At 56.7% G+C, this 26,180-nt stretch carries 15 protein-coding genes and 1 riboswitch; of the genes, 6 read left to right on the top strand and 9 right to left on the bottom strand.

The genetic code is table 11. The features are described from left to right. Positions 1–230: 230 nt before the first annotated feature. The 4 genes from STH12_RS14150 to STH12_RS21740 form a co-directional block, all read right to left on the bottom strand. Positions 231–1,451 carry a lipocalin-like domain-containing protein gene (locus tag STH12_RS14150; RefSeq protein ID WP_126168136.1) on the bottom strand — a complete coding sequence of 407 codons (1,221 nt, stop codon included), beginning with the start codon at positions 1,449–1,451 and terminating at the stop codon, positions 231–233. Between the two features lies 1 nt (position 1,452). Continuing rightward, complete coding sequence (locus STH12_RS14145; RefSeq protein WP_126168135.1) at positions 1,453–4,047, bottom strand: ABC transporter permease; 2,595 nt, start codon at positions 4,045–4,047, stop codon at positions 1,453–1,455. Between the two features lie 2 nt (positions 4,048–4,049). Beyond that, complete coding sequence (locus tag STH12_RS14140; protein ID WP_126168134.1) at positions 4,050–4,850, bottom strand: ABC transporter ATP-binding protein; 801 nt, start codon at positions 4,848–4,850, stop codon at positions 4,050–4,052. Between the two features lie 143 nt (positions 4,851–4,993). After that, positions 4,994–5,506, bottom strand: coding sequence for a type II secretion system protein (locus STH12_RS21740; RefSeq protein ID WP_269467455.1), 513 nt, complete (start codon positions 5,504–5,506; stop codon positions 4,994–4,996). Positions 5,507–6,164: 658 nt separating this feature from the next. Between STH12_RS21740 and STH12_RS14130 the strand changes: the two genes are divergently transcribed. Beyond that, positions 6,165–7,265, top strand: a complete 1,101-nt coding sequence (locus STH12_RS14130) for a Na/Pi symporter (protein WP_418856624.1) — start codon at positions 6,165–6,167, stop codon at positions 7,263–7,265. Between the two features lie 89 nt (positions 7,266–7,354). On the opposite strand, the gene STH12_RS14125 is transcribed toward STH12_RS14130, so the two are convergent. Next, on the bottom strand, positions 7,355–7,903 hold the full coding sequence (locus STH12_RS14125; RefSeq protein WP_126168132.1) for a DUF3332 domain-containing protein: 549 nt from the start codon (positions 7,901–7,903) through the stop codon (positions 7,355–7,357). Positions 7,904–8,371: 468 nt separating this feature from the next. Continuing rightward, positions 8,372–8,502: riboswitch (glycine riboswitch) on the top strand. Between the two features lie 115 nt (positions 8,503–8,617). Here STH12_RS14125 and STH12_RS14120 point away from each other — a divergent pair. The 3 genes from STH12_RS14120 (at position 8,618) to STH12_RS14110 (ending at position 16,619) form a co-directional block, all read left to right on the top strand. Continuing rightward, positions 8,618–10,012, top strand: a complete 1,395-nt coding sequence (locus STH12_RS14120; protein ID WP_126168131.1) for an alanine/glycine:cation symporter family protein — start codon at positions 8,618–8,620, stop codon at positions 10,010–10,012. A 243-nt stretch (positions 10,013–10,255) separates the two neighbouring features. Beyond that, positions 10,256–15,568 carry a PAS domain S-box protein gene (locus tag STH12_RS14115; RefSeq protein WP_126168130.1) on the top strand — a complete coding sequence of 1,771 codons (5,313 nt, stop codon included), beginning with the start codon at positions 10,256–10,258 and terminating at the stop codon, positions 15,566–15,568. Between the two features lie 34 nt (positions 15,569–15,602). Then, entirely contained in the window at positions 15,603–16,619 is a 1,017-nt protein-coding gene (locus tag STH12_RS14110) for a response regulator (RefSeq protein ID WP_126169534.1), read from the top strand. Positions 16,620–16,764: 145 nt separating this feature from the next. Here STH12_RS14110 and ygfZ read toward each other — a convergent pair whose 3' ends face one another. After that, complete coding sequence (ygfZ, locus tag STH12_RS14105; RefSeq protein WP_126168129.1) at positions 16,765–17,727, bottom strand: tRNA-modifying protein YgfZ; 963 nt, start codon at positions 17,725–17,727, stop codon at positions 16,765–16,767. Positions 17,728–17,853: 126 nt separating this feature from the next. Next, positions 17,854–19,083, bottom strand: a complete 1,230-nt coding sequence (gene serA, locus STH12_RS14100; RefSeq protein ID WP_126168128.1) for a phosphoglycerate dehydrogenase — start codon at positions 19,081–19,083, stop codon at positions 17,854–17,856. A gap of 487 nt (positions 19,084–19,570) precedes the next feature. Here serA and STH12_RS14095 point away from each other — a divergent pair, with 487 nt between their 5' ends. After that, positions 19,571–20,236 (top strand): helix-turn-helix transcriptional regulator, encoded by a 666-nt coding sequence (locus STH12_RS14095; protein WP_126168127.1) that lies wholly within the window; start codon positions 19,571–19,573, stop codon positions 20,234–20,236. A 448-nt stretch (positions 20,237–20,684) separates the two neighbouring features. Here STH12_RS14095 and STH12_RS14090 read toward each other — a convergent pair whose 3' ends face one another. Both STH12_RS14090 and STH12_RS14085 read right to left on the bottom strand, forming a co-directional pair. Continuing rightward, positions 20,685–22,181 carry a curlin gene (locus STH12_RS14090; RefSeq protein WP_126168126.1) on the bottom strand — a complete coding sequence of 499 codons (1,497 nt, stop codon included), beginning with the start codon at positions 22,179–22,181 and terminating at the stop codon, positions 20,685–20,687. A gap of 13 nt (positions 22,182–22,194) precedes the next feature. Next, a complete protein-coding gene (locus STH12_RS14085; protein WP_237158628.1) occupies positions 22,195–22,629 on the bottom strand; it encodes a curlin in 435 nt (144 codons plus the stop codon). Between the two features lie 806 nt (positions 22,630–23,435). On the opposite strand from STH12_RS14085, the gene exeM reads away from it, so the two are divergent. Continuing rightward, entirely contained in the window at positions 23,436–26,021 is a 2,586-nt protein-coding gene (gene exeM, locus STH12_RS14080) for an extracellular exonuclease ExeM (protein ID WP_126168124.1), read from the top strand. Positions 26,022–26,180 lie beyond the last annotated feature (159 nt).

Here is a 26,180-nt window from a genome sequence, read left to right as displayed (position 1 = left end):
TTGGCTGTCTGGCAAAGCGCTGTCTGGTAAAGGGCTGGCTTGCAAAGAGCTGGCTTGCAAAGAGATGTCTGGTGCGCTGGTTGGCATAAGAGCTACCACAATATTCGACTCAAAAAGTTGCCGGGCATTGTAGTCAGTTAGCAGGTTGCCAACAAGCAAGAGGGCAATGTGGCTATCCATCGCCACTTTAGGTGGGGAGCTGCCAAGCCCGCTACTTATTCAGCGTGCGCCTAATAACCGGTCAGCTCCATATAGCCTTCAGCTATGTGGCTCTCACCCTTGTTATCACTACCACTGTCACTGCTACTGATGCGCACCGGGCCTTCCCAATATTGCATACTGAGCGCCATGCGGGCGTCGGGATTGAGGGCCTCAACCCTGAGACTAAGCTCGTTGTCTGTCTCGTTGCTGTCTGCGTTTTTGTCTTTCAAATTCAGCTGCCAGGTAACCGGATAGCCCTGATGGTAGTCAGTCGGCGTCATTGAAATTACTTCAAGCTTCTGGCTGCGGCCATCGGGCCACATGCGGTTGGCGTGGGTGAAGGACTTGGCGTTTTGCTCACGCAGCTGGAAGAGCATCAGCGCCGAGCCATCGTCGAGCCGCAGGGCGAACCAGTCCCAGCCCTGCTGTTTAAGCCCCAAAAAGGCCGAGCTCCATTCGCGGTCGAGCCACCCCTGGCCGCTGACCTTTTGCCATGCGCCATCCAGCAGTACTTCACCCTCAATATGGATAAAGGGCGCCGAGTAGTAATAGGAAGCGAGCCCCGCATCGGCGCTCTTGGCGCTGTAGCCTTGCTCGCCCTGTAATTGCAGCGGTGATGTGCTTGAGAGTGTCAGCCGATAACCGAGGGGCTTATCTCCATTTGAGCCAGTGACCGTGAGGCTTGCGGGAAACAGGGCCTCAGTTTCAGACTGCCAGCGCCAGTCGGTGAGTTTAACCGCGAACGGGCTGCCACCGGCGCTTGCGAGTTCCTGGTGGCCACGGGACCAGCGTTCGGTGGCGATATGGCTTTGCTCGCGGGTCACGGCCGCGTGGGCAAACCACAGCTGGCGGCTGTCCCAGCCGTTTTCGGCGCTGGGCTGGTTTTCGCCCGGCAATGCCCTGTTTGATTCTGGCTCAAGCGCCACCCTGAACTGGGTCCATTGCAGCCCCAAGGGCTCACCGCTGGCGGTTGTGAGGTTGGCGGTGAGATACCACCACTCCTGACGGAAGTTATTGTGGGGGCCATGATCGACGGGGAAGCTCAGCGTTTTGCCCGGGGTTACGCTATCGAAGCCGGTGATATCACCGCCCATCAGTTCGCCCATTGTGGGTGGATTGCCGGTGTTGGATGCCTTGGTGTCGGCCGGATTGCCGCAGCCCGCCAAAAGCAGAGCCGCAGATAGCAAGAGTGCAGAGACTGACTGGAATGAAGCAGATGCCAGGCATTTGATTTTTAAGACTGATGGCATATCAGTTTGCCTCCTGCTGCAAGCTGCGGATAAGCGGCCGGCGGCTTTGGCGCCACAGGGGCCAGGCCAGTGCCAGCGTGGCTGACAGCAGCGCCGCGCCTATGGCACTGAGCACCGGCAGCCATTGCCAGTCCATGGTGAGACTCCAGCCGAAGGACAGCAAAATCACCTTGTTAATCAGCAGCCAGGCGAGCACCCAGGCCACGGGAATAGCCAGCAGCGCGGTGGCGAGCACCATCAGCAGCATCTGCGCCGCGCTCATGAGCAGCAGCTCACGGCGGCTGACCCCGAGGGCATGCAGCCTTGCCAGTGGATTTTCGCGGCTCGCCGAGAGCATCGACAGTGCCGAGAACAGGCCGATGGAGGCCACGAGCAGCGTGAGGGTGCCCAGGCTTGCGGTGATTTCGAAGGTGCGGCCAAACATGGTGATGGCGATTTTCTTGATGTTCTGCTGGCTGAAAATCAGCGAGCGTGACAGCTCAAGCTCGCCGGCAAGGTCATTGGCAAGCTGCTCGGCGTCGCAATCGCCGCAGCTGATTGCCAGGCTGATGGGGATAGGGGAGAGCGCCAATTGATGCCACAGGCTTTCTTCAATCAGCGCCTCATGCTGCTGGTTACCGTGATCGAAAAAGATCCCGGCAACCGCAAGGCTGACGTGCTTTCCGCCCACCTTAACCTTTAGGTTGTCGCCGAGCTTAAGACCCAGGCGCAGCGCCATCGGCTCGTTTATCAGTATTTGTTTGCCCCCTTGCTGCATGGCTTGCCACAGCGCAGCGTCGAAGGTCTTTAAGGTGCTGGTTTCCCGCACCGATATGCTGTCCCGCGCCAGCAGCCGAAAACGGCTGTCATTGCTGCCATCTGCGCCTGTGAGCAACGCCGGGCTTGAATATTGGCGGTAGCTCGCGCTTACCCGGCTGTCGCCTTCAAGTTTTGCCATCACCTCCTGCATGCGGCTATCCCCCGGCCGGATATAAATATCGGCGTGCAGCCGCTGATTGAGCCAGGCCTTCAGGGTGCCTTCAAAACTGCCCACCAGGGTGGTCATGGCAATATTGGCCGACAGCGCCAGCAGCATGGCCATCATGGCCAGCGACATCGGCGGTGCAAGCACCTTAAGCTCGGCCACCAAATACTGAGAAAGCCCGGGCCTGAACAGCCTAAACCGCGTGAGCAGCTCGGGTAGCCGGGCCAGCAGACTGGGTAACAGCAGCGGCGCCGCCAGGGTCACCAGCGCGATAAGCCCCAGGCTGTAGATAGGTAATAGCCGTGGCAATTGCTGCTCGCGCAGATATTGGCTCACGCTGGGCTCAAGCAGGGTAACTATCAGCGCCAGCAGCAACAGGGTTGCAGCAACAGCCAGTTGCAGGCGCTGCATGCGGGTATCAAAGCCCTGATTTGCGGCCTGATGGCGACCGCTGGCAAGCGGCGTGGCCACCAACCTTGCCATTAGCGGGATACAGGCGAACAGGCTGGCAGCGGCCGTCAGCCCAAAGGCCTCGATAAACCAGCCGGGCTGCCAATGGCCTGGCAACAGACGCGCGCCGTAGATTTGCTCCAGTGTCATGGCCACCAGAGGCATCAGCCCCTGCCCGAGCCAGAGCCCGAGCACAAAGCCGCTAACTGCCCCAAGGCTGACCATCAGCATCAGCTCCAGTACCAGCGCGCCCAGAAGCTCACGCTGTCCCACCCCCAGTTGGCGCAGTTGTAGCAGCAGTCGGGTGCGCTTCATCAGGCTGTAGCGTACGCCGTTGTAGGCGATAAACAGCCCCACCACAAAGGCCAGCAGCCCCATGGCTTTAAGGCTCAGGTGGAAGCTGCCGGTAAGTTCGGTAAGGGCCGCGCCATTGTCCTGGGCGATGATTTCAAGGCTTGATTCAGCGATGCCGGCCTGTAGCAGATGCTGCTTTAGGGCATCGAGGCCGATGTTATCCAGCACTTCGATGCTGCTTAACCTATGGGGGGCGTTCAGCGCGGCTTTGGCAAAGGAGAGATCGGCGACTATGGCGCTGCCAAGGCCTAAGCTGTTGTCGAGGCCAATCAGGGTGACAGCTTTGCCGCCAAGACTTATTGGGCCGCGGGCGTTAATTTTTTCAAGCTGGCTTTGGCTTACAAGTAACAGAGGCTCGCCGCTGAGCAGGTTGCCCAGGTCGAGGTTGGCCGACAGCGGGCTGGCTGGCCTCGCATCTGGCGCGGATGTATTGGTGTGGGAGGCTGCGATTGACGTGGCCGCTATCATGTCTACGCCGTCGAGGTAAAAGCGGCGGCCACCATCTTCGGTCATTACACCGTTTAATCTGGGCATCAACTTAAGCCCCTGGCGGCTTAAACGGAAATACACATCATCGCTTAAAAAAGCGTTGCCACCGCTTGGCAGCAGGGTAAAGGCGCTGTGGCCCGAGAGGGGCGCCGTGGCCTCGCGGTAGCTTGCCCTGGCATTTTCATTGATGCTTTTCACCGCCGTGAGCAGCACCACCGACAGGATAATGCCGAGCAAAATCGCCCCCGCCTGCAAGGGTGCGCGGCGGTAATGACCCACAAAGACCTTAAGGCTCAGCCACAGGCCGTGGTTGGTGGTTAGCCGATGCAGCCCATCCATATTCAGCTCTGACTCTGGCTGGATTTAACTGCTTGACCCTGCGCGGCAGGCGCGGCAGGCGGGCTTGCCGTGTTGCTCTTGGCGATTTCAGTACGGCTCTTGGCAGTCTCGTTGCGGCTCTCGGCAGTTTCAGTACGGCTCTCGGCAATCTGGCCGCCGCTCAAGTGCCAGCGCCTTTGCATAAAGGCGGCGCAGCGCTCGCTGTGGGTCACCATCAGAATGGCGGTATTGCTTTGGCGCGCAAGGCTGGTGAGCAGCGCCATCACTTCATCGCCCGAGTGTTCATCGAGGTTGCCTGTGGGCTCATCGGCAAGCAGCAGCGGCGGGCGCTGAGCGAGGGCGCGGGCAATGGCTACCCTTTGTTGCTGACCGCCGGAGAGGCTGTCCACCGGTCGCGCTAACAGCTCGGTCAGCCCCAAGCGGTGTGTGAGGGTGTCGCACCAGTCATCCCAGGGTTGGTGGTTGAGGGCGAGGGGGAAGTGGATGTTGGCCCGAACATTCAAAGGTTCAAGCAGGTTGAACTGCTGAAACACCATGCCCAGTTCGCGGCGGCGAAAGCTGTCCCAGTCTTTGGCACTGAATGCGTTGGCAGCCTTGCCAAGGAGCTTTATCTGGCCGTCGTCGGGACTATCAAAACCGGCAATCAGGTTCAGCAGGGTGCTCTTGCCACTGCCGCTTGGGCCTGTGAGGGCCACGGTTTCGCCGGCGTGGATTTCCAGCGTGAGCTTATCCAGCACCCGATGGCGCTCAGCGCCGTCCTGAAAACTTTTGCTTATCGCCTGCATGGCTACTATCGGCGTCATTACTTCTCCCTGTTCGGCCGCTACCGCTTGGCTTTCGCCAGCCAGTGCTTGCCGAAGGATAACCCGTGACAGTATGAAAAACTACGCTAAAACAAGCGGAAAAGATCAGTGATTGCTGCGGATATTGGGGCTTTGATGCGGCATCAGCAGTCGTCATCGACCAGGTTATAGCTGACCTGACCACCGGCGGCCGCCGGATAATAGACTTCGACAAAACACTGATTGGCCAAGGAGGCCGGGGTGTCGGCAAAGTAAATCAGGAAGTAAGGCAGACCGGTGGCCGAGCCGCCGTAGTGTTTGCTCAGGGTGATGTCGCCATCGAGTCCGGCGTATTCCCGCGCCGCGATAACAAACTTGATAAGGCCAAAATAGCCGGCCAGGTCGTTCACGCCATCGCCGTCGGTATCTATATTGACCACCGCCGAATCTACGGCTTGCTGACCCTGCAGCAGCGCCTTGGTGTACACCAGTTTTCGGGCCGTGTCGAACGAGGCGCGGGCCCCCTCGAGTGCCGCCACTCTGGCATCTTTTTGCAGGTTTAAAAATTTGGGCGCTGCAGTGACCGCCAGGATCCCAAGGATGATGATCACCACCACCAGTTCAATCAGGGTAAAGCCTGCGCGCTTGTGTCTGGGTTGCATGATTGCCTTGGCCAAGGTGGCGCCTCTTTTTGCTATCGCTCCTTTAGTGATACGACAAAAGTGTGAAACTTGCACTGCTTTTAATCCGTACGCAGCAAAGCTATCTGTGCCTTTCAGTGGGCCGTTTGATGGGGATTCAGGGGACTTTTATGGCCAGCCGCCGTGGATTTTGCAGCTGGATATGCGCTTCGTTGCCCGGAGCATGAAATTTTAATGATGATTTATAACTTGGTGTTTATAGTGCGCGGTTTTGCCCTTTGGGGTGTGATTTTCGGCGTATTTGGCTGTCTTTTTACTGACATATTTCTGTCATAAAGCTTTGCTTAAATGCGCCGCAACTTCCCATAAGGAAGGTGCGAATAAGTCCCGTGCTTGCTCTGCGTGAGCTTAAAGTGGATAGATGCAAGGCACAGTTCGCAGCGAATGGCCCTAGTCCTTCGCAAGAACTGTAACGCAGCAGATACCGCTGTAAGCCACGCCCTACGGGGCTTTGATAGCAACACCATTTCGGCGTTATCCAACTTCAGCAGGCCTCGGCATGCCCTCAGTTGAATGCCTTGAACTGTCGCTGCTATCAAAGCCAGAGCTGTGCGACGACTTGATCGCACCTTCCCTGATCCAAGAGAAAGCCATGAGCCAAACCGCTGAGCGTGTTTCAACCCAAACCAAGGTGATGAAATGGATTGCCATCACTGCCCTGATTTACCTTGTATTGGTGGCTGTAGGTGCAGTCGGCGATGGCTTCAAGCTGGTGTCCGGCGGCAGTGAAGGGGCAAAAGCCATCTTCGCCTTTGCTGATAATCCGCTGGTGGCGCTGCTGCTGGGGGTGTTTGCCACCGCCCTGGTGCAAAGCTCCTCCACTGTGACCTCTGTGATTGTGGGGCTGGTGGCGGGCGGTTTGCCGCTGTCGGTGGCTATTCCCATGGTGATGGGCGCCAACATAGGCACCACCATCACCAATACTCTGGTGTCGGTGGGCCATATTCGCTCGAAAGAAGAATTCCAGCGCGCCTTTGCCGCCTCCACCGTGCACGACTTCTTTAACCTGATGGCGGTGCTGATTTTCCTGCCATTGGAAGTTGCCTTCGGGGTGCTGGAGAAGGCCGCCCGTTATCTGGCGGATCTCTTTACTATTGACGCCAATCTCTCGATGAAGGATTACAACTTCATGAAGAGCCTGACCGCGCCCGCGCTGGATGTGATTAAGCAAATCACCTCGGTGCTGGATGGCAAATGGGCTGGTATCGCCATGATTGTGCTGGGTATTGGGCTGATTTTGTTTGCGGTGACCTTCCTTGGCAAACTGCTCAAACAGGTGATGGTGGGCAAGGCCAAAGCCATGCTTCACGGCGCCATCGGCAAGGGCCCGGTGGCGGGTATTTTGTCGGGCACCGCGGTAACCGTGATGGTGCAGTCATCCTCAACCACCACCAGTCTGATGGTGCCTTTGGCGGGCAGCGGTGTGTTCAGCACCCGGCAGATTTATCCCTTTACTCTGGGCGCCAACATTGGCACCACCATCACAGCGCTGCTGGCGGCAACCGCCATTTCAGGCAGTGCGGCAGAAGCGGCGCTGACCGTTGCCCTGGTGCATGTACTCTTTAACGTGTTTGCGGTGCTGCTGATTTACGGCCTGCCGCTGCTGCGTGACATTCCGGTCTACTGCGCCGAGGCGCTGGCCCGTGCCAGTGCCCGCAATAAGGGCGCGGCCATGGCCTATGTGGTGGGCAGTTTCTTTGTGCTGCCGGGTGCTCTGCTGCTGGCGATCCGCTGATAGCTGATACTTCTTTAGAAGTGCTTTGTTAAACGTATCGAAAATAAAAAAGGGCGCATGGCGCCCTTTTTTATTGCCTGAAGCTTGGCTTAACGGTTGGCGGCGTAGGCGCTCAGCTCGTCAATGGTCACGCTGGTGACAAAGCGGTTGTCGACAAAGAAGTCGACCTTGTCACCACTGCGCTTGCCGGTCATGGTCTGCTCGCTGCCGTCGCTGAAACGCACCAACATTGCCAGGGTGTTGTCATCGATGGCCACAAACTGCGCATCTTCAATCTGCTGACTGTTGTTGGCACCCAGTGCGCCCTTGAGCGGCGCATCGGTCAGCTCTTTATCCAGCTTGTCGTTGACCTTGATGATGGTCTTGGCGGGCATATCCACCAAGGCGGGAGACTTGCCTGTGATGGGGTTTTTGCCGGTCCAGAACTCGATGCTGTTGAAAATAAACAGGTCGGCGGTGGCGGTCAGGCCGTAAACCGGCGCCAGCAGCAGATACAAACCGGCACGGCCGTAGCGGTTGTCCACCGCCGACAGGTTGCCCTGAGTCAGCATGCTGCTCAGGCCCATTTGGCCCATACAGGCAGTGAGTTGGGTGCTGGCAACCAGCGCCAGCGTCAGGGTGACTTTATTCAGTTTCATGTGGCTCAATCCGTGTGAAATCAATATGGCATTTGGGGCGCAGATTCTAGTGGCTGGTCGATTTGCCACCGCGTGGCAGCTCACAATTCCGGGTAAGGATTTTGTTGTTGCGGTAACCGGTTTGCGCCGTTTGTAAGCTGTTGTCTTAAAAGGTTTGCTTCAGAGGCGATATGGGTTGCGGCGGCGGATTTTGATAACAAAGGTTGCTGCGGGAGCAAAGGTTACGGCGGGCGAGGCCTTTGCTACCAAAAGGACGCTCGCCTTGATGGGGATCACGCTTCACCTGCGGCTGCTTGCCAGCGGTTTGGTCATCTGGCAAGCTTGCTTCCCCCGCGGCCAGACTGCGGGTTCCGTTCGGATGAAGGTAGCAGGAGAGTTGGGGCGTGCCCCACACCGACGAGGCCAACTTCGATGCATGTCGAAGGACTCTTTCAGGTGCCAGGAATTGACCTGGTGTGGACTGCTACTGGACGAGCCTCTGGAGAGATCCGGGCTGTTTCGTCGCACCTTAAATTGTGCAAATCGAGACAAGCGCCGGGCGCCGAAGGCGAAAGCCCCTCAGGGGTGAAACGCTCAGGCAAAAGGACAGAGGAGAGGATGCTTGCCATACCTTGGCCTCTGCCCGGCGTTTTTGCGCCTGCCCCGGGGCCATATCTGGGATCATTTCTTTTCCTCCTCCTGTATTAATTTGGTTGTTTAATATAAGAGGAATCTATGCAATTCAATGACTTGATATCGAGCCTGAACAGTATCGTCTGGGGGCCTTTAACCCTGATGCTGCTGGTGGGCACGGGTATCTATTTCACCGTTAAGCTTAAACTCATTCAGGTGTTCCGGCTGCCGTTGGCGCTCAGACTGTTGATGCGGCCGTCGCAGGGCAAGGGGGAGCTGTCATCCTTCGCCGCCTTGTGCACGGCGCTGTCGGCCACCATAGGCACCGGTAATATTGTTGGGGTGGCTACCGCCATCAAGCTGGGTGGCCCCGGTGCCCTGTTCTGGATGTGGATAGCGGCCTTTTTTGGCATGGCCACCAAGTATGCCGAGTGCATGCTGGCGGTGAAATTTCGCACCCAGGACAGCCGTGGCCAGATGGCGGGCGGCCCCATGTACTACATGGAAAAGGGCCTGGGACTTGGCTGGCTTGGCTGCCTGTTTGCGATTTTTGGGGTGGGGGTGGCCTTTTTCGGTATTGGCACCTTTGCCCAGGTTAACGCCATCACAGATGCGGTAAATATCGCCTGGGATGTGCCTGTGGTTGTGAGCGGCGCCGTGCTTACCGCCTTGGTGGCGGCGGTAACCCTGGGGGGCGTAAAACGCATCGCGGCGGTGGCGACCTCATTGGTGCCTGCCATGGCCCTTGGCTATGTGGCGGCCTGCCTGCTGATTCTGTTTGGGCGTATTGACCAGGTGCCGGCAGCGCTGCTTTTGGTGCTGGAAAGCGCCTTTAATCCGGTGGCGGCCGGGGGCGGTTTCCTCGGGGCTACTGTGGCGCTTGCCATTCAGACCGGCATTGCCCGCGGGGTGTTCTCCAACGAGTCGGGCCTTGGCAGCGCGCCCATCGCGGCGGCTGCGGCCAAAAACCGCGAACCTGTGGAACAGGGGCTGGTGAACATGACCGGCACCTTCTTCGATACCCTGATTATTTGCACCATGACCGGCCTTGTGCTGATCCTCACCGGTGTGTGGCAGGGGGAGGCCAGCGGCGCTGCCATGACCAGCGCGGCCTTTGCCGACGGCGCAGGCGCTCTGGTGGGCCAGTATCTGCTGACCATAGCGCTGAGCTGTTTTGCCTTTACCACCATTATTGGCTGGCACTATTACGGCGAGCGCTGCTGGTGTTATCTCGCAGAAAAATGGGGCGCCGGCGATGGCCTGACGAGCCTGTGGCTGTACCGGCTGTGCTTTATCGCGCTGGTGGGCTCAGGGGTGTTTTTAAAGCTGGAGCTGATTTGGCTTATCGCCGATACCGTTAACGGCCTGATGATACTGCCAAATCTGATTGCGCTGATTGGCCTGAGGCTGTTGGTGGTGGGCGATACCCGGGCGTATTTTCGCCGCAAGGCCGATGCGGCCGGGCAGTCACAGTTGGATTCACTGGCTGAACACTGAGTCGAATGTCAGAAAAAAGGTTTGGCAATCCAAACAAGGCTGACAACTTTCTTTGGATTGTGATCCTGGCGGCTTGTTAATCCGTATTACTGATGGTTAAATTGTTTGCTTTGATTTTTTTTACCAAAGTTCAACCAGTTGAGTATCAGTAAGCGCTAAAGTCGCTGTTGTCCTTCCCACGGTAGGGAAGAGTGTGCCTGACCGCTTCACCGGCCAATGCCGGTGACAAGAGTGGAGGTCACAATGCAGGACGCCAAACTCAGGACGTTCCGCAGCCGTATTTTGCTGCAAATTGCGCTGCCTCTGATTGTGCTTATGACAGGGGTATCGCTGGTTACTGCCTGGCTCGATTATCAGGCAACCAAAAAAACCTTTTTTGTCGATTTGGCAGAAAAGGCGGACTTCGCCGCCAAGCGATTAGAGTTTGAACTCACCCTTGCCCAGCGCGACACCCAGGCGCTGGCTTTCTCGCTCACCAACCTTGCCAACCCCGACCAACTCACATCTGCGCCTGCGCTCTATCGCCAGTTGGCCGAGCGACTGCGACTCAACAGCAGCTTTTATGGTTCGGCCATTGCTTTTCGGCCTGAATTTTTGCCCGGCCAGCGGCTGTTTGCCCCTTATGTCTATCGTCAGGATCTGGAGCTGGTAAACAAGGACATCGGCCTTGCTTCCTACGATTACACCAACGGTGATTGGGACTGGTGGAGTGAGGCCATCGTATCGCCAAACGGTTACTGGACTTCCCCTTATTTCGATGATGGCGCCGGTGATGCGCTGATGATCACCTTCTCGCAGCCCTTTGGGGGCGGGGAGGATGGCAAGCCGTTGGGGGTAGTGACCACGGATCTGGCGCTCTCCAGCATGCCAATTCGCCTGGGGATAGACCCCAAGCAGCTGCTGGTGGTCGACAATCGCGGCAAGCTGATTTATCACCCCGACAATAACCTCTCACGCAGCGCATCCCTAGCCGATTGGCTCGCCAAAGGCGCGGAAGGGGAGGCTGCGCTAAAGCATATTCTGGCGGCCGACAAGCAGGATGTGGCCCTTAATGATTTGAACCGTAAAGGCTATCTCGCAAGTATTGCCGCCATTCCCATGTTGGGTTGGCGGGTGCTGGTTATTACCCCCGAACAGCAACTGATGCAGGCCTTGAGCCGCGACTTTGGCACCTTGAGTTTGAGTCTGGCACTGCTGGCGCTGTTGCTGCTGGTGACCAGTTATTTCAGTGCCAAGCGGCTGACTGCGCCGTTGGAGCAGTTGGAAACGGGTATCGTCGGTTTCAGTAAAGGCCTTATCAAGCGGCTTGAAAAGCCCGAAGGCGCGGTGCGGGAAATTGCCACCTTAAACGATAAATTCAATGAAATGGCGGTTGCGCTGGAAGAGCGCGAACAGGCGCTGCTGGATTCCCGGGGTAACCGTTTTGCCCGCCTTATCGATGGTATGAGCGAGAAGTCCTTTTACTGCTCCATGGGGCCGGATGGCGCCATTGAACAGGTCAGCCAGGGGGTTGAGAAGGTGCTTGGACTGTCGCCGCAACTGCTTAAGCGCAAGTACCAGCGGCTGTTTTCCAGCAATCCCGTGAATGAGCAGAATTGGCAGTACATGGAGCAGGCCCTGGGCGGTGAAAATGTGCCGCCGCATCAGGTGGAAATGGAGGCTGCCGATGGCCGCCTGCGTCGCCTCGATGTGTTTATGCAGCCACTTGTGGATGAAGAAGGTCAGCTTATCTCGGTGGAGATGCTGTTTAACGATGTGACCGAGCAGTTTTCTGCCGCAGCCTGGTCCAGCGCCGTGCTTGAGGCCGCCCCCGAGGCCATGCTGATTGTGGATGAAGCCGGTAATCTGGTGTTCAGCAACAGTCGCTGTCAGGCGCTGTTTGGCTATAGCGCCGATGAAATGCTTGGGCTGAATGTTGAAAACCTGATGCCCGAGGCCAAACGCGCCGCCCACGCCGAAGACAGGCGCCAGTTTGTGAAGCAGGGCAAAGACAGGCCGATGGCCGATGGCCAGACCCTGAACGCCCTGCGGCGTGATGGCCGCGAGTTTCCGGTGCAGATTGGCTTAAGCTTGCTGCCAGCGGACCATCGCGGAAAACGTCAGGTGGCGGCTTCGGTAAGGGATTTGTCGCGCCAGCAGGAAGTGGAGCGCAAGATCCGCGAAAGCGAAACTCGTTTCCGGGGGCTGGTGTCCAATATCCCCGGCGCCGTGTACCGCACCCGCATTGCCGAGGAATGGGTGATGGAATATGTCAGTGACAACATCACCGAGATCACCGGTTATCCGGCCTGGCACTTTATCGAAAACAAAAAGCGCAGCTTCGGCTCGCTGATTGTGGATGAAGACCTGGCGCACTGCGGTGAGGTGATCGGCGGCGCCCTGGCCGAGCAGCACGACTTTGAGGTGGAGTACCGCATTCGCCATCGCGACGGCTCTGTTCGCTGGATCCATGAAAAAGGCAAGGCGAGCTACGATGACGATGGCAATCCCGTTTGGTTCGATGGCGCCATCAACGATGTAACCGGGCAAAAGCTGGCCCAGGAGCGGATTGAGCAGTCCCGAGAGCGGCTGGAAACCATTACCGAGTCGGTGCCAAGCACTGTGTACCAGCTGACCTGGCGCAGCGAAAAAGACCGCAGCTTTACCTTCCTGTCCAGCGCCGCTATCACCACGCTCGGGTTCCACCGTAATGAAATCATGGACAATTTTGAGCTGGTGGCCACGCGGATTGTCGAAGACGACCGGCCTGAGTTTATCCGGCTGCTGGCGGGTAAGGGCGGCATGCAGTGGACCAAGGCGTTCCGCTATCAGTTCCCCTCCGGTGAGCTGCGCTGGCTCGAGGCCGGTGCCCGTGGCAGCAAGCAGGCCGATGGTCTGGTGTGGAACGGTTACCTGATGGATATCAGTGCCCGCAAGCGGATGGAGACTGAGCTTGCCAAGAGTGAGGCACACTTCAGGGCGCTGTTTGATAACGCCGGCATTGGTATCGTCAATCTGGACGATCGCGGCATGATTAAAGACTGCAATGCCCAGTTCAGCAGCGATCTGGGTATGAGCGCTGAGCAGCTCAGGCGCCGGGCGCTGGCCGATTTGATGATGCCCGAGGACAGGGAGCTGGCCACCAATCTGTATCAGGCGCTGGCCGAAAGCGATGTGGGCAGTATCAGCGGCGAGTGGCGGATGCAAAGCGACAGCGGTGAGCTGATGTGGATGGCGGTGATTGCCTCCGAGCTTGATGAAGAGGAGGGCGAGCGCTCTGTGGTTATGAGCATTGCCAATATTACCCGTCTTAAGCTGCTCTCAGATGAACTGCTGGCCGCCAAGGAAGATGCCGATGCCGCCAATCAGGCCAAGAGCGACTTCCTGGCTAATATGTCCCACGAAATCCGCACCCCGATGAATGCGATTATTGGCATGTCGCAGCTGTGTTTGCAGACCCAGCTTGACCGCAAGCAGCGCAACTATGTGGAGAAAATCGAGCGGGCTTCCCAGTCGCTGCTGGGGATCATCAACGACATTCTCGACTTCTCCAAAATTGAAGCCGGTAAGCTGGATATTGAGATCCTGCCGTTCCAGCTCGACACCATTCTGGAAGATCTTGGCGACATGTTCTCGGTCAAAGCCGAAGACAAACAGTTGGAGCTGCTGTTTTCTGTCGCCCCCAATGTGCCCCGCCATCTTGAAGGGGACGCACTGCGCCTCGGTCAGGTGCTGATAAATCTGATGAACAACGCCATCAAGTTCACCGAACGGGGTGAGGTGATGCTGTCTATCAGCGAACTGGCCCGCGATGGCGATGAAGTGCAGCTCAAATTTGCGGTGCGCGACAGCGGCATCGGCCTGACCAGTGAGCAGCAGGCCAAACTGTTTAAGTCCTTCAGTCAGGCCGATACCTCAACCACCCGCAAATATGGCGGCACCGGCCTTGGGCTGGCGATTTGCAAGCAATTGGTCGAGCTGATGGGCGGCGAAATTGGTGTCGAAAGTCAGTTTGGCAACGGCAGTACCTTCTTCTTCACCATAACTGCGAAGGTGGCGCAAAACGCCAGGCTTAATGTGGAGCAGGAACTGGAAGGCATGCCGGTGCTGGTGGTGGACGATAACGGCACCGCCCGCGACATTCTGCGCACCACGCTGCAAAGCATGGGCTTTGCGGTGGAGACCGCCCGCAGCGGTATGGAAGCGCTGGAGAAATGCCAGCAACGGGAGTTTAAAGTCGCGCTGGTCGACTGGAAAATGCCGGAGATGGATGGTTTGGAAACCGCCGCCGGTATGCGCAAGCTGGCCAAGCCGCCGCTGGTGCTGATGGTGTCGGCCCACGCCAACGCCGGGTTTATCGATGAAGTGGAAGCGCAGGGCATAAGCGGCTACATCACCAAGCCCATCAGCGCCTCGCGGCTGCTCGACGGCATCATGCTGGCGCTGGGTCGTCAGGGTGCCAAGCCTGTGCGTCGTCGCGCCGATGAGCCGCTCAGTGCCACTCAGCTTGCCGGGCTTAAGGGCAAACGGGTGCTGCTGGTGGAAGACAACGAGATGAATCAGGAAGTGGCCACCGAGTTTCTCGAGCAAGTGGGCGTTGAGCTTTCTATCGCCGATAACGGCCAGATTGCATTGGAAAAACTCGGCCAGCAGTGCTTCGATATCGTGCTGATGGACTGCCAGATGCCGGTGATGGATGGCTATCAGGCCACCCGTGAACTGCGCAAAATGCCCGGACTGGCCGATTTGCCGGTGGTGGCAATGACCGCCAATGCCATGGCCGGTGATAAGGAAATGTGCCTGATGGCGGGCATGAATGACCATATCGCCAAACCCATCGAGGTGGGGCTCTTGTATCAGGCGCTGCTGCGATTCCTGTGCCCCGATGCCGATCCCGGCGATGTGGCACAAGCCGCACTGGCGCCAAACACAGAGGCGCAGCTGGTGAGCTGGCCCGAGCATGAGGATCTGGATATCGACCGCGGGCTGCAGCTGGTGCAGCACTCAGAGCGCCTGTATCGGCGCATTCTGGAGCGCTTTATTTCCAGCCAGGCCAAAGCACCCGCTGGCATTCGTAAGGCGCTGGCAGCGGGAGAGCAGGAAGAAGCCGTGCGTCTGGCCCATACCCTCAAAGGGGTTGCCGGTAACCTCAGCGCCGAGCCTTTGGTCTTGGCCGCCAAGTCGCTGGAAAGCCTGCTGATGAATAAAGAGCCCTGCGATGCTGCATTGGCTGAGCTTGAGGCCGTCCTCGGCCCGATAGTCGTTGCGATTGAGCGCTGGGCCGAGGCATCGGCAACTGACAATGCCGACGCCACCGGCGAGGCCGGGCCCATGCTTGGCGATGAGGAGCTGATAGCGACCCTGAACCAGGTGCTTGGCATGCTGGACGATTCAGACTCCGGCGCGGTTGCGGCGCTGGATGCCCTCGGCGGGCAGGTCAGCCAAACCCTGTGGAGCCGTTTGCGGCCGGTGCGGGAAATGGTGGCGGGTTACCAGTTCGACGATGGCGCCGATCTGGTGCGTGAGCTGCTTCAGGAACTGGAACAGGAACACAGCAGTACCGAACTCAGTGTCTGAGGCGGGGCGATTAAGGGAGATAACCGAGGTGATAATCGATAAAGCCACAGTGTTGGTAGTGGATGATACCCCTGAGAATATCGACATTCTGGTGGGGATCCTGGGGCAGGACTACAAGGTGAAAGTGGCGATTGACGGCCCCAAGGCGCTGGCCGTGGCGCAGAGTTCGCCGCCGGATCTGATTTTGCTCGATGTGATGATGCCCGGCATGAGTGGCTACGAGGTTTGTCGCCGCTTGAAGCAGGAACCCATGACGTCCCATATTCCGGTGATTTTTGTCACTGCCATGGCCGAGGTGGCCGATGAAACCCAGGGTTTTGAGCTGGGGGCGGTGGACTATATCACCAAGCCGGTGAGTGCGCCGATTGTGAAGGCGCGGGTGAAAAATCATCTGGCGCTGTACGATCAGAAGCGGCTGCTGGAAGAGCAGGTCCGTGAGCGCACCAAAGAACTTGAACGCACCCGTTTCGAGATTATCCGTCGTCTCGGCCGGGCTGCCGAATACAAGGACAATGAAACCGGGCTGCACGTGGTTCGCATGAGCCATTACGCCAGGTTGCTGTCGCGTCAGGCGGGGTTGCCCGATCCTTTCTGTGAAATGCTCTACAACGCTGCCCCCATGCACGATATCGGCAAAATCGGTACCCCGGATGCGGTGCTGAAAAAGCCCGCCAAGCTGGATGCGGACGAGTGGAAAATCATGCAGCAACACGCCGAAATCGGCGCCGAGATCATCGGTGAGCACCCGGATCCCTTGCTGCAGATGTCTCGCCGTATCGCATTGACCCACCACGAAAAATGGGATGGATCAGGTTATCCGCGCGGCCTTAAGGGCGAGGAGATCCCCATCGAGGGGCGTATCGTTGCCATTGCTGATGTGTTTGATGCGCTGACATCGATTCGCCCTTACAAAAAGGCCTGGACCATTGAGGACACCATGGCGCTGCTGGAGTCCGAAGCGGGTAAGCACTTTGACCCGGCGCTGGTCGAGCACTTCAAGACAATACTGTCCGAGGTGATTGCCATTCGCGACCAACATATTGAAACCTGATCCTCGCCACTCAAATACACCGGCTCAGATGCACTGGCTCAGACATAAAAAAGCGCCTATGGCGCTTTTTTTGTTGGGCGGTGCCTCACTTGTGGGAATTAATCTTCGAGCGACTATTTGCCCTCAAGACTATTCATCTTCAAGGCTATTCGTCGTCAAGAGAGTAGGGCAGTGGCAGCAAGCGGAAGCCGGCCTCGTGATCATCCGCCAGACGCAGCACGGCATCGGCCGGCGTATCGTTGGCGAGCACAGCCGTCATCAGCACCTTGCCGCCGCGGCTGACCACTTCGATGATATTACCGGCTTTGCGATAACCACCTTCAACGGCAATTTCCAGGGTGCTTTCGAGGCGCACCGGCGTCTGGCTTTCACCAAAGAGGATGTAAAGGGCACGCTTGTTGCCGCCGCGATACTTGGTGCGGGCCACAGTTTCCTGACCCATGTAGCAGCCCTTGGAGAAGCTGATGCCGCCCACCGCCTGCAGGTTACACATTTGCGGAATGTATTCGCTGGCGTGATTGGCGGCGATATTGGGGTAGCCTGCGCGGATCTCCAGCGCCTGCCATACGCCAGCGCCGTAGAGTGGCTGACCGCTGGCATCGATAAGGGCGCTCGCCTGGGTTTTGTCGAGCAGCAGTATAAAGCGCTCGCCATCACGGATGACGGTGCCTTTTTCGGTGTAGCTGACTGCATCGGTCAGCTCACCAAAGTAGCTGCCAACAAAGGCGGTGGCTTCGCTGCCGGACACGCCAATCAGGCTGATTTCCTGACTCAAATCAGTCAGTTCAGCTTTACTGAATACCGCGTACTTTTTCAGTTGCGGCAGGGATACCTCGATAGCGCTGCGGGGGGCCAGCAGCATCAGGGCATCGTCTTGTTTGAAGGCGCGAAAGCTTGCCAGCATACGGCCCTTGGGATCGCAGTGGGCACCCCAGCACCAGTGGCCCTTTTCCAGCGACGTTACATCGGCGGTGACCTGACCATGAATAAAACTGATGCCCTGCTCGCCGGTGACTGACACCAGCCCCAGATGATTAAGCAGACTCAGGGTAAGCGCCGGGCTTTCGCTGTCCAGTGCCCAGGTGGCCTGTGAGACGGTAAATGTCATTGCCTGTTCCTTGAAATGAACCGAGTTGTTCTGGATTGTAGCGGATAGCGCTGGCCGGGTGAATGGCTCAGGCGCGCAAAAAACAAAAGGTGCCACAGGGCACCTTTTTGTTGATTGAGGCAGAGATCAGTACAGCAGACGGGTACGGATAGTGCCTTCGATGGCGCGCATTTGCTCCAGGGCCTCTTCGGCCTGGTGGGTATCCACTTCCATTACCACGTAACCGATATCGGCGGTGGTTTGCAGGTACTGGGCCGAGATGTTGATGCCTTTCTCGGAAAACGCCTGGTTAATCTTGATAAGAATACCGGGGCGGTTTTGGTGGATGTGCAGCAGACGTGAGGTGCCCTTGTGCAGCGGCAGCGATACTTCAGGGAAGTTAACCGCCGACACAGTGGAGCCGTTGTCTGAGTATTTGGCCAGCTTGCCAGCCACTTCGATACCGATGTTTTCCTGGGCTTCTTCGGTTGAGCCACCCACGTGTGGTGTAAGAATTACGTTATCCAGACCACGCAGCGGACTTTGGAAGATATCGTCATTCGACTTGGGCTCGACCGGGAACACGTCGATGGCGGCGCCGGCGATGTGCTCTTCTTTCAGTGCAGCGCTGAGGGCGTCGATATCCACCACGGTACCGCGGGAGGCGTTGATGAGGAAGCTGCCCTTCTTCATGGTGGCCAGCTCAGTGCGGCCAATCATGTCTTTGGTTTGTGGGGTTTCAGGCACGTGCAGGCTCACCACATCGCTGGTGGCCAGCAGGGTTTCCAGTGAATGGATCTGCTGAGCGTTACCAAGGGGCAGCTTGTCTTCGATATCGAAGAAGTTAACCCGCATGCCGAGGGTTTCGGCCAGAATGCCAAGCTGGGTGCCGATATGGCCATAGCCAATCACGCCCAGGGTCTTGCCACGCACTTCCACGCTGCCGTTGGCACTCTTGAGCCAGCCGCCACGGTGACACAGGGCGTTACGCTGCGGAATGCCGCGCATCAGCATGATGATTTCGCCCAGCACCAGTTCGGCAACCGAACGGGTGTTGGAGAAAGGGGCGTTGAATACAGGGACACCGGCCAATTCGGCGGACTTGAGGTCAACCTGGTTGGTTCCGATACAGAAGCAGCCAACACCAACCAGCTTCTCGGCTTTTTTCAGCACCTCAGCGGTGAGCTGGGTGCGGGAACGAATACCGACGAAGTGGGCATCTTTGATGGATGCGGCCAGCGCATCATCGGCAAGAGAGGCCTTGTGATATTCAATATTGGTGTAGCCCGCCCGTTCAAGTACATCTACCGCAGATTGGTGGACGCCTTCGAGCAGCAGGAACTTGATCTTATCCTTATCCAGCGAATGTTTCGCCATGGTGTAGATACCCTCTTTCAAATGCCAAATAGTTGTAATTGTCTGCTGACTGTCAATGCCCGCCCAAATTAGCATTTTTTTTACACAGTGTGGAGGGCTGGATGGCTAAAGTGTTTATTCAAAAACCAGAACAATATCACATAAGCCACACCCGAAGGCTATAAGGAGGGCTAGCCTGGTCGTACTACCTCGGTGGGGGTACATCATTTGGGTGATTTGAGGGTGCAAAACTGCTCAGTTTACATTTGTTAATAAAAATAAGTCTTAAGCCCACATTGGCCGCAACTGCCCGCCAGGACTGCAACACACCCCCTTAAACCTCTTTACCGTATATCATTCAAACAGGTTGTTATTTTGATTCATACGTACGACTTATGGTTTTATACTCGCAAGCCCGCAAAATGGTTTTTCCGATTCAAGTGTCTGGTTATTTTTTAGTCACACAGGGAAGTTTGAATACGGCGGGCCGGTAAAGGGAGATAGAGCTTTGAATACGGTGAATGAATTAGTATTTGTGCATCAATTAGTTGCACCATGTCATCTGGCCATTCTGGCCGAATCCATCGGGCTTAAAACCCGTATCGTAAAACACCCGGGTGAGTTGGATGTCGAAAAGGGCAGCCAGGCTTTCTATTTGATTGCCCAAAAAGGGGCGGCGCTCGATAACAAGGGCATTCCGCTGCTGGCCAGCCGCTTGGTGCCCCATGTGCCTGTGGCTTTGTATCAGGTGGAGCGTGACTCGCTGGATCAGGAAGCGGCGCTGCTGCTGGGGATCCGTGGGGTACTCTTTGCCGATCAGCGCATGGATCTGATGCTGACCGGCCTGCGCAAGATGGTGGCCGACGAGCTGTGGTTCGACCGTCCGCTCATCAGCAAGATGTTCCGCCGTTTGGTGAATAAGCTGGACAACAACGCCGAAGTGTCTGCCGACGCCATGGCCATGTTGCAGTCACTCACCAGCCGTGAACGCACCATTATTCAGCTGGTGGGCAGTGGCGCACGCAATAAGGAAATTGCCGACCGCCTGTGCATCAGCGAGCACACAGTAAAAGCGCATATCTCCTCGATTTTCAGAAAGACCCAATCCCGCAACCGGGTTGAGTTGCTGCGCTGGGCACAGACCCACCAGAGCCACTTCGCCCTGGTCAGTTGATTTACCCTGCTGCTGATGGTGTTCAGCAGACAAGGTCAGAAAAGGAGCCCGGTGGCTCCTTTTTCAGTGTGATGGGCTTGGGTCTGTTTATATGAAAGCCTAAACCCTTATCTTATGGCTGGCGGCCTATTTGAGTCGCGGGCCGTTTCAGCGGCTTTCCCCCATTGGATTGGCATCCCGTTTCGACAGCGTTCTCTTTTCAACAGTGCCCTCTTCAACAGCGCTCTCTTCAACAGCGCTTTCTCTTCAAGAGCTATCTGGTTTCAACAGTTATCTGACTTTAGCCGCGATGCGGCTTCGTTCATTCGTTTACTTAACGCGTGGCTTAGTGCTTGCAGATACCAATAAATGAAAAACACCACCAAACAAAAAAGGAGCCATATGGCTCCTTTTTCAGCTTCCGCCGCGGGTGCGGCGGATTGGCCCTCCGGGGAGGGCGCAGTTGTTATCAGTGCTGGATAACGGTAGCAGTGTTCTCGTTACCAACCTGAGTTACGTTGATCACGTTGTTAGTGCCGGCCTGAGAACCCATAACCAGGTTGTCGTTGCCAGTTTGCGCGATCATCAGGCTGTTGCCGTCACCTACGATGGCGAAGGCACCGTTGCCATCAGCAGCACCAACCCAGTTACCGTTGCCGGTTTGGGCGATGTCAGCTGTGTTCTCATCACCGAAGATCAGCAGATCCAGTACGTTCAGATCGCCAGTCTGAGCAGCTACCACGTCAGTGTTGCTGTTGCCTTCGACAGTTACAATGGCTTCGTTGCTCACACCTTCCTGGGTCACGTCAACTTCGTTGTCGTCGCCAGTGGCAGACACGTAAGCGAAGTTGGTTTCGCCTTCCTGCATCACTTCGAGGCTGTTGTCTTCACCGAAGGCACCGGCCTGGATTTCGTTGCTGGTACCTTCAGAGCTCAGATCCAGGGTGTTGTCGTTGCCAAAGGCCACGAACTCGGCGTAGTTGCTGTCGCCTTCCTGCTCCAGATCCACATCGTTGTCGTCACCGGCAACAATGAACTGAGCGGTGTTGAGGTTACCGTCCTGCTCGATGTCGATTTGGTTGTCGTTACCTTCGATAACGGCAATCAGTGCATCGCCGATGGCGTTTTCGGTACCGGTTTGGGTGATTTCAACGTCGTTGTTGTCACCTGTGGTGAATTCCAGCACGGCAGTGTTGCGGTCGCCGTCCTGAACCATGGTCAGATCGTTGTTGTTGCCTTGCAGGGCATAAACGAAGGCCACGTTGTTGTTGCCTTGCTGATCCATTTCCACTTCGTTGTCGTCGCCGGCTACGCCGCGCACACCACCAACGTTGTTGTCACCCAGCTGAGACACGGTTACGTCGTTGTTGTTACCCACGTTGGCGCTGAAGTCCAGAGCGATCAGACCGCCTTGGTTGCCGTTACCTACCTGAGTGATTTCACCGTCGTTGTCGTTGCCCTGTACGCGGAATACGGCGTAGTTGCTGTCGCCTTCCTGATCAACCCAGGCGCTGTTGTTGTCGCCGGTCAGTTCCACGTTGCTTTCGTTAAGGGCACCGGCTTGCATTACATCTACACCGTTACCGTTACCCACGGTGTCAGCAGTGCTCTGGTTGAAGAAGCCTGACTGGGTTACGTTGTCGGTGTTGCCGTCGCCGGTTTGGGTGGTGTTGGCGATGTGCCAGTCTTCAGACTGGTCAACGGTCACAGAGTTCTCGTTGCCGGTAGAAGTAACATAGGCTTCGTTCCACACGCCGTTCTGGGTGATGCTGCCTTTGTTGTCGTTACCAATCTGGGCAAACTCACCCGCGTTCAATAAGCCGGTTTGCTCAACGGTCACTTCGTTACGCTCACCGGACTGGTTTACGCCGATCTCACTCACATCGCTTGCCATGGCCTGAGCAGACAGACCGATACCGGCAGAGATGGCCAGAGCCAGGAGTGATTTCTTTGCTTGTGATTTCATTTGACGCTCCCTGTTAATATTGAGTCACGGCTATGGATGCCCCATCGCCGATTTGTTGTATTGAAAAATTCGCACTGCCCAACTGCGAGAGTTGCACCAGGTTGTTGTCACCAATCTGGGTTACCTCGGCGCTGTTGTGGTTACCCGCTTGCAGCAGTTCCACCTCGTTGTTGAACCCCAGCTGGGTCACAGTCGCTTCATTCCCCACGCCTAATTGTGTCAGCATCAGTTGGTTGTGCTCACCCGCCTGGGTGGCAATAACCTGATTCTGTACACCTATCTGAAACAGCTCGATAAGGTTGTCTCTGCCGTTGGATTCCAACAGGGTTTGCAGAGTCACAGGGAGCGATTGCGATTCGCCGGCCTCGATGTCCGGGCCATTGGCCGATACACCGAGACTGCAAAGCAGAAGGGAGGTGCTGATAAACAACGTCTTCGTGTAAGACACTCGACACTCCTTTGCGATGCGTGAAACTCCAGTGCACATTGCACCTAATTCAGGCACCAACTTACGGAGTTGAGACTCAGGTCACAATTGGAAGAAAGCCTATTTAATTGATGAGATAAAATCGCGAGTATGACGGGTATGAGTTTTTGCAAAAAGTTAACAATACCAAGCGGATGGAGCCGGTTTTGTCGAAGGGTGTCTGGGTGGGCTAGCTGTTTAGCATTAGTAGCTTAGTATGAAGTATGGCCCCTGGGGTTTCCAATGGCTGGGGTTGCGGGCACAGTATGTGAGCGACTTTTACTCTTCGAGACCATGATACCGGGCACCCACGGTGTCATCTCCTGCGAAGGTGTCGCCGCTTGGTGTTTAACTGAGCCGACGCATGCAGTAAGTTTCAGGCGGCCTTTATGGCCGCTTTTTTTATCCGCCCTCACTTTTGATAACGCCTTGCTGTAAAAGCGATTTTATCGTCTATCGTGCGGAAAGTTGCCGCGCAAAATATCAGCATTTGAATCAGGTTTCGCCAGCGCGGCTTTATCCATTTTGGCAGGAATTATTCACCAAATTAGCGTATGCAACACCCTAAAAATTTTCATTTAGTGTTTGTATATTAAGATTTTTTCAATCTTCTCCAGCCGCCGGTTGCGGCGCGTATTCGCTATTTATTCAGTCTTGAGTGTGACACAGCCCAATTGGCCCTTCCCCGAACTGTGATCCAAGCTCTTCTTTTAGAGTTTTAACTCTGTAACAATCCCGCCCGCGTTAACGAAAGATAACGCCATTATTAAAATAACGGGGTTGAAAATATGGATAATGTTAAAAAGCTGACTGCCATTGCTGTGGCAGTTGCGGCGGCTATGCCATTGGCAGCGTCAGCCGATGTGATGATCACCGAGTATGTTGAAGGCAGTGCCAACAACAAGGCGATTGAACTCTATAACAGCGGCGATGCGGCCGTTGATCTGACCGGTTACACCCTGGTGCGCTATAAAGATGGCGCCACCACTCCCACCAACATGGTGGCTTTGGATGGTCAAACCCTGGGTGCTAAGGGCATCAAGGTGATCACCCACCCAAGCGCAGCTATTACCCTGCCGGCCGGTACCGACGCCATGACGGGCGATCTGTACTTCAATGGCACCGACGCCGTGGCCCTGATGAAAGATGGCGCCATTGTGGATGTAGTAGGTGCTATCCCCACCCCCAAAGATTGGGGCCTGAACGTCACTATCGCCCGCAAGAGCAGCGCGCTGAAAGCCGCGACTGTGTTCAACGAAGCCGATTGGGACACCTCTGACATAGATACCTTCTCTGGCCTTGGCAGCCTGGACAGCGCGGCAGTACCTGAAGTGCCTGCGTTCAGCTGCGCCGGTGCCACCCTGGTACCTATTTATGACATTCAGGGCAGCGGTGACAAGAGCCCGCTGGTACCCGATGGCAAGTTTGAATCCGAAACCGAAGTGACCCTGCGCGGCGTGGTGTCTGCCCGCGGTGAGAGCCTGGCCAAAGGCTTTTATCTGCAGGATGTTAAAGGCGATAACTCGCCGCTGACCTCCGACGGTATCTTTGTGTTCCTCGGCGAAGCCGCCCCTGAAGCCATTCAGCCCGGCGTCGAAGTCTGTGTTCAGGGTAAGGTAAAAGAGTATTACGGCCTGACCCAAATCGATATCAAGGCCGACAAGAAGTTTGAAGTGGGCGCCAAGGGCGAGGTGCCCGGTGCCGTGCCATTTGCGGTGACAGAAGGCGAGACCCTGGAGCAGGCACTGGAGCGCTTCGAAGGCATGAAGATAGTGCTGGATGCCGGCAGCGAGATGAAAGTCAGCCGCACCTTCAGCTACGACTATGCCGGTCGTCGCAACAACCTGATGCTGTCCCACAAGGCGCCGCTGATGAAGCCCACTCAGGTGCATCCGGCCCTCAGCGAAGAAGCCATTGCCCTTGAAAAGCAAAACCGTGGCAACGAGCTGTTTGTCGAGTCTGACTTCAAAGCCGCCGATGGCGTAGTGCCCTTCCTGCCAGACTTTAACGCCGAAACCGGTTATATCCGCGTGGGCGATGAGCTTAAAGGCCTCGAAGGCATGGTGAGCTACAGCTACAACGAATACCGCCTGGTCACCACCAATACCATTACTCCGGCCGACATCGTCCGTGGTATGGATCGCACCGAAGCCCCGGTTGTGGCCGAGAAAGGCGATATCCGTGTGGCCAGCTTCAACGTGCTGAACTTCTTCAACGATGTGGTGGGCGGCGATGCCAACCCAACCGGCTCCAACCGCGGCGCCCTCACTGAAGAAGAAATGCTGCTGCAGCGCACCAAGATTGTGAATGCCATCACCGCCATGAATGCCGACATCGTTGGCCTGATGGAAATCGCCAACAACGGCTTTGGTGAGAAGAGTGCGATTCAGAATCTGCTGGATGCTCTGAACGCCGAGCAAACCGCCGACAACGCTTACAGCTTTGTGGAAATTGCCGACGCCGACAAGACCGACGGCAAATACTTCGGCGGCGATGCCATTACCGTGGGTATGCTGTACCGCGCGGCCAAGGTGAGCCCGGAAGGTGCGGCCTTCGTGATTGAAACCCCCGAGCAGCACGCGCCGGAAGGCGTGGCCAGCCGCGACAACAAGGGCACAGTTGAAACCAGCCCGGCGCAGGATAAGTACCAGCGTCACAGCCTGGGCCAAACCTTCAAGGTGAAAGAAGACAAGCTGACCGTGGTGGTTAACCACCTCAAGTCCAAGGGCTCTGGCTGTCTTGAAGATTGGGTAAACTTCGACGAAAAACGCGATCCGGCCGATCTGCAGGGCAAGTGTAATGCCTTCCGCGTATCTGCGGCCAAGGTGATTGGCGAAGCGGTAAAAGACATCGAAGGCGATCTGCTGGTAATTGGTGATCTGAACGCCTACGGCATGGAAGATCCGGTGCGGGTACTGACCGATTACGATGCCGCCAAGTCCGAACGCGCGGTGAAAACCGCCAGCTACACCACACTGGCAGGCAAAACCTTCGAGCAGGAAGGCAGCGTGATTGAGAAGGGCTACGGCCTGATTAACCTGAACACTCAGGTACATGGCGCCGACACCTACTCTTACAGCTACAACGGTGAGCTGGGTAATCTCGACCATGCCCTGGGCAACGACAGCCTGGCCAAGCGGGTGGTGGATATCGAGGATTGGCACATCAACTCGGTGGAATCCAACCTGTTTGAATACGGCAAAAAGTTCACCGGTAGCCTGGATAAATCCGAAAACGCCTTTTCAGCGTCCGATCACGATCCTGTGATTGTGGCACTGAGCTATCCCGATAAGAAGGATGATGGCGGCGCGATTGGTGGCCTGATGCTGGCACTGTTGACCCTGGTGGGTCTGGGCCGCCGTCGGGTTCGCTAAGAGCTGAAACCCGGATGCCTTCTGGCTAGCCGGGCGCATAAAAGGGGATGCTTGCATCCCCTTTTTCTTTCCAGTTTCAAGCGCTTTTCATACCACGGGAGGACGTGACCGCCGGTTTACCTGTGGCACAGTGGCAAGTACACTGGCGCAATAATCCAT

The organism is Shewanella khirikhana (assembly GCF_003957745.1).
Taxonomy (GTDB): Bacteria; Pseudomonadota; Gammaproteobacteria; order Enterobacterales; family Shewanellaceae; genus Shewanella; species Shewanella khirikhana.
This window is presented reverse-complemented; position numbering and strand designations above follow the sequence as displayed.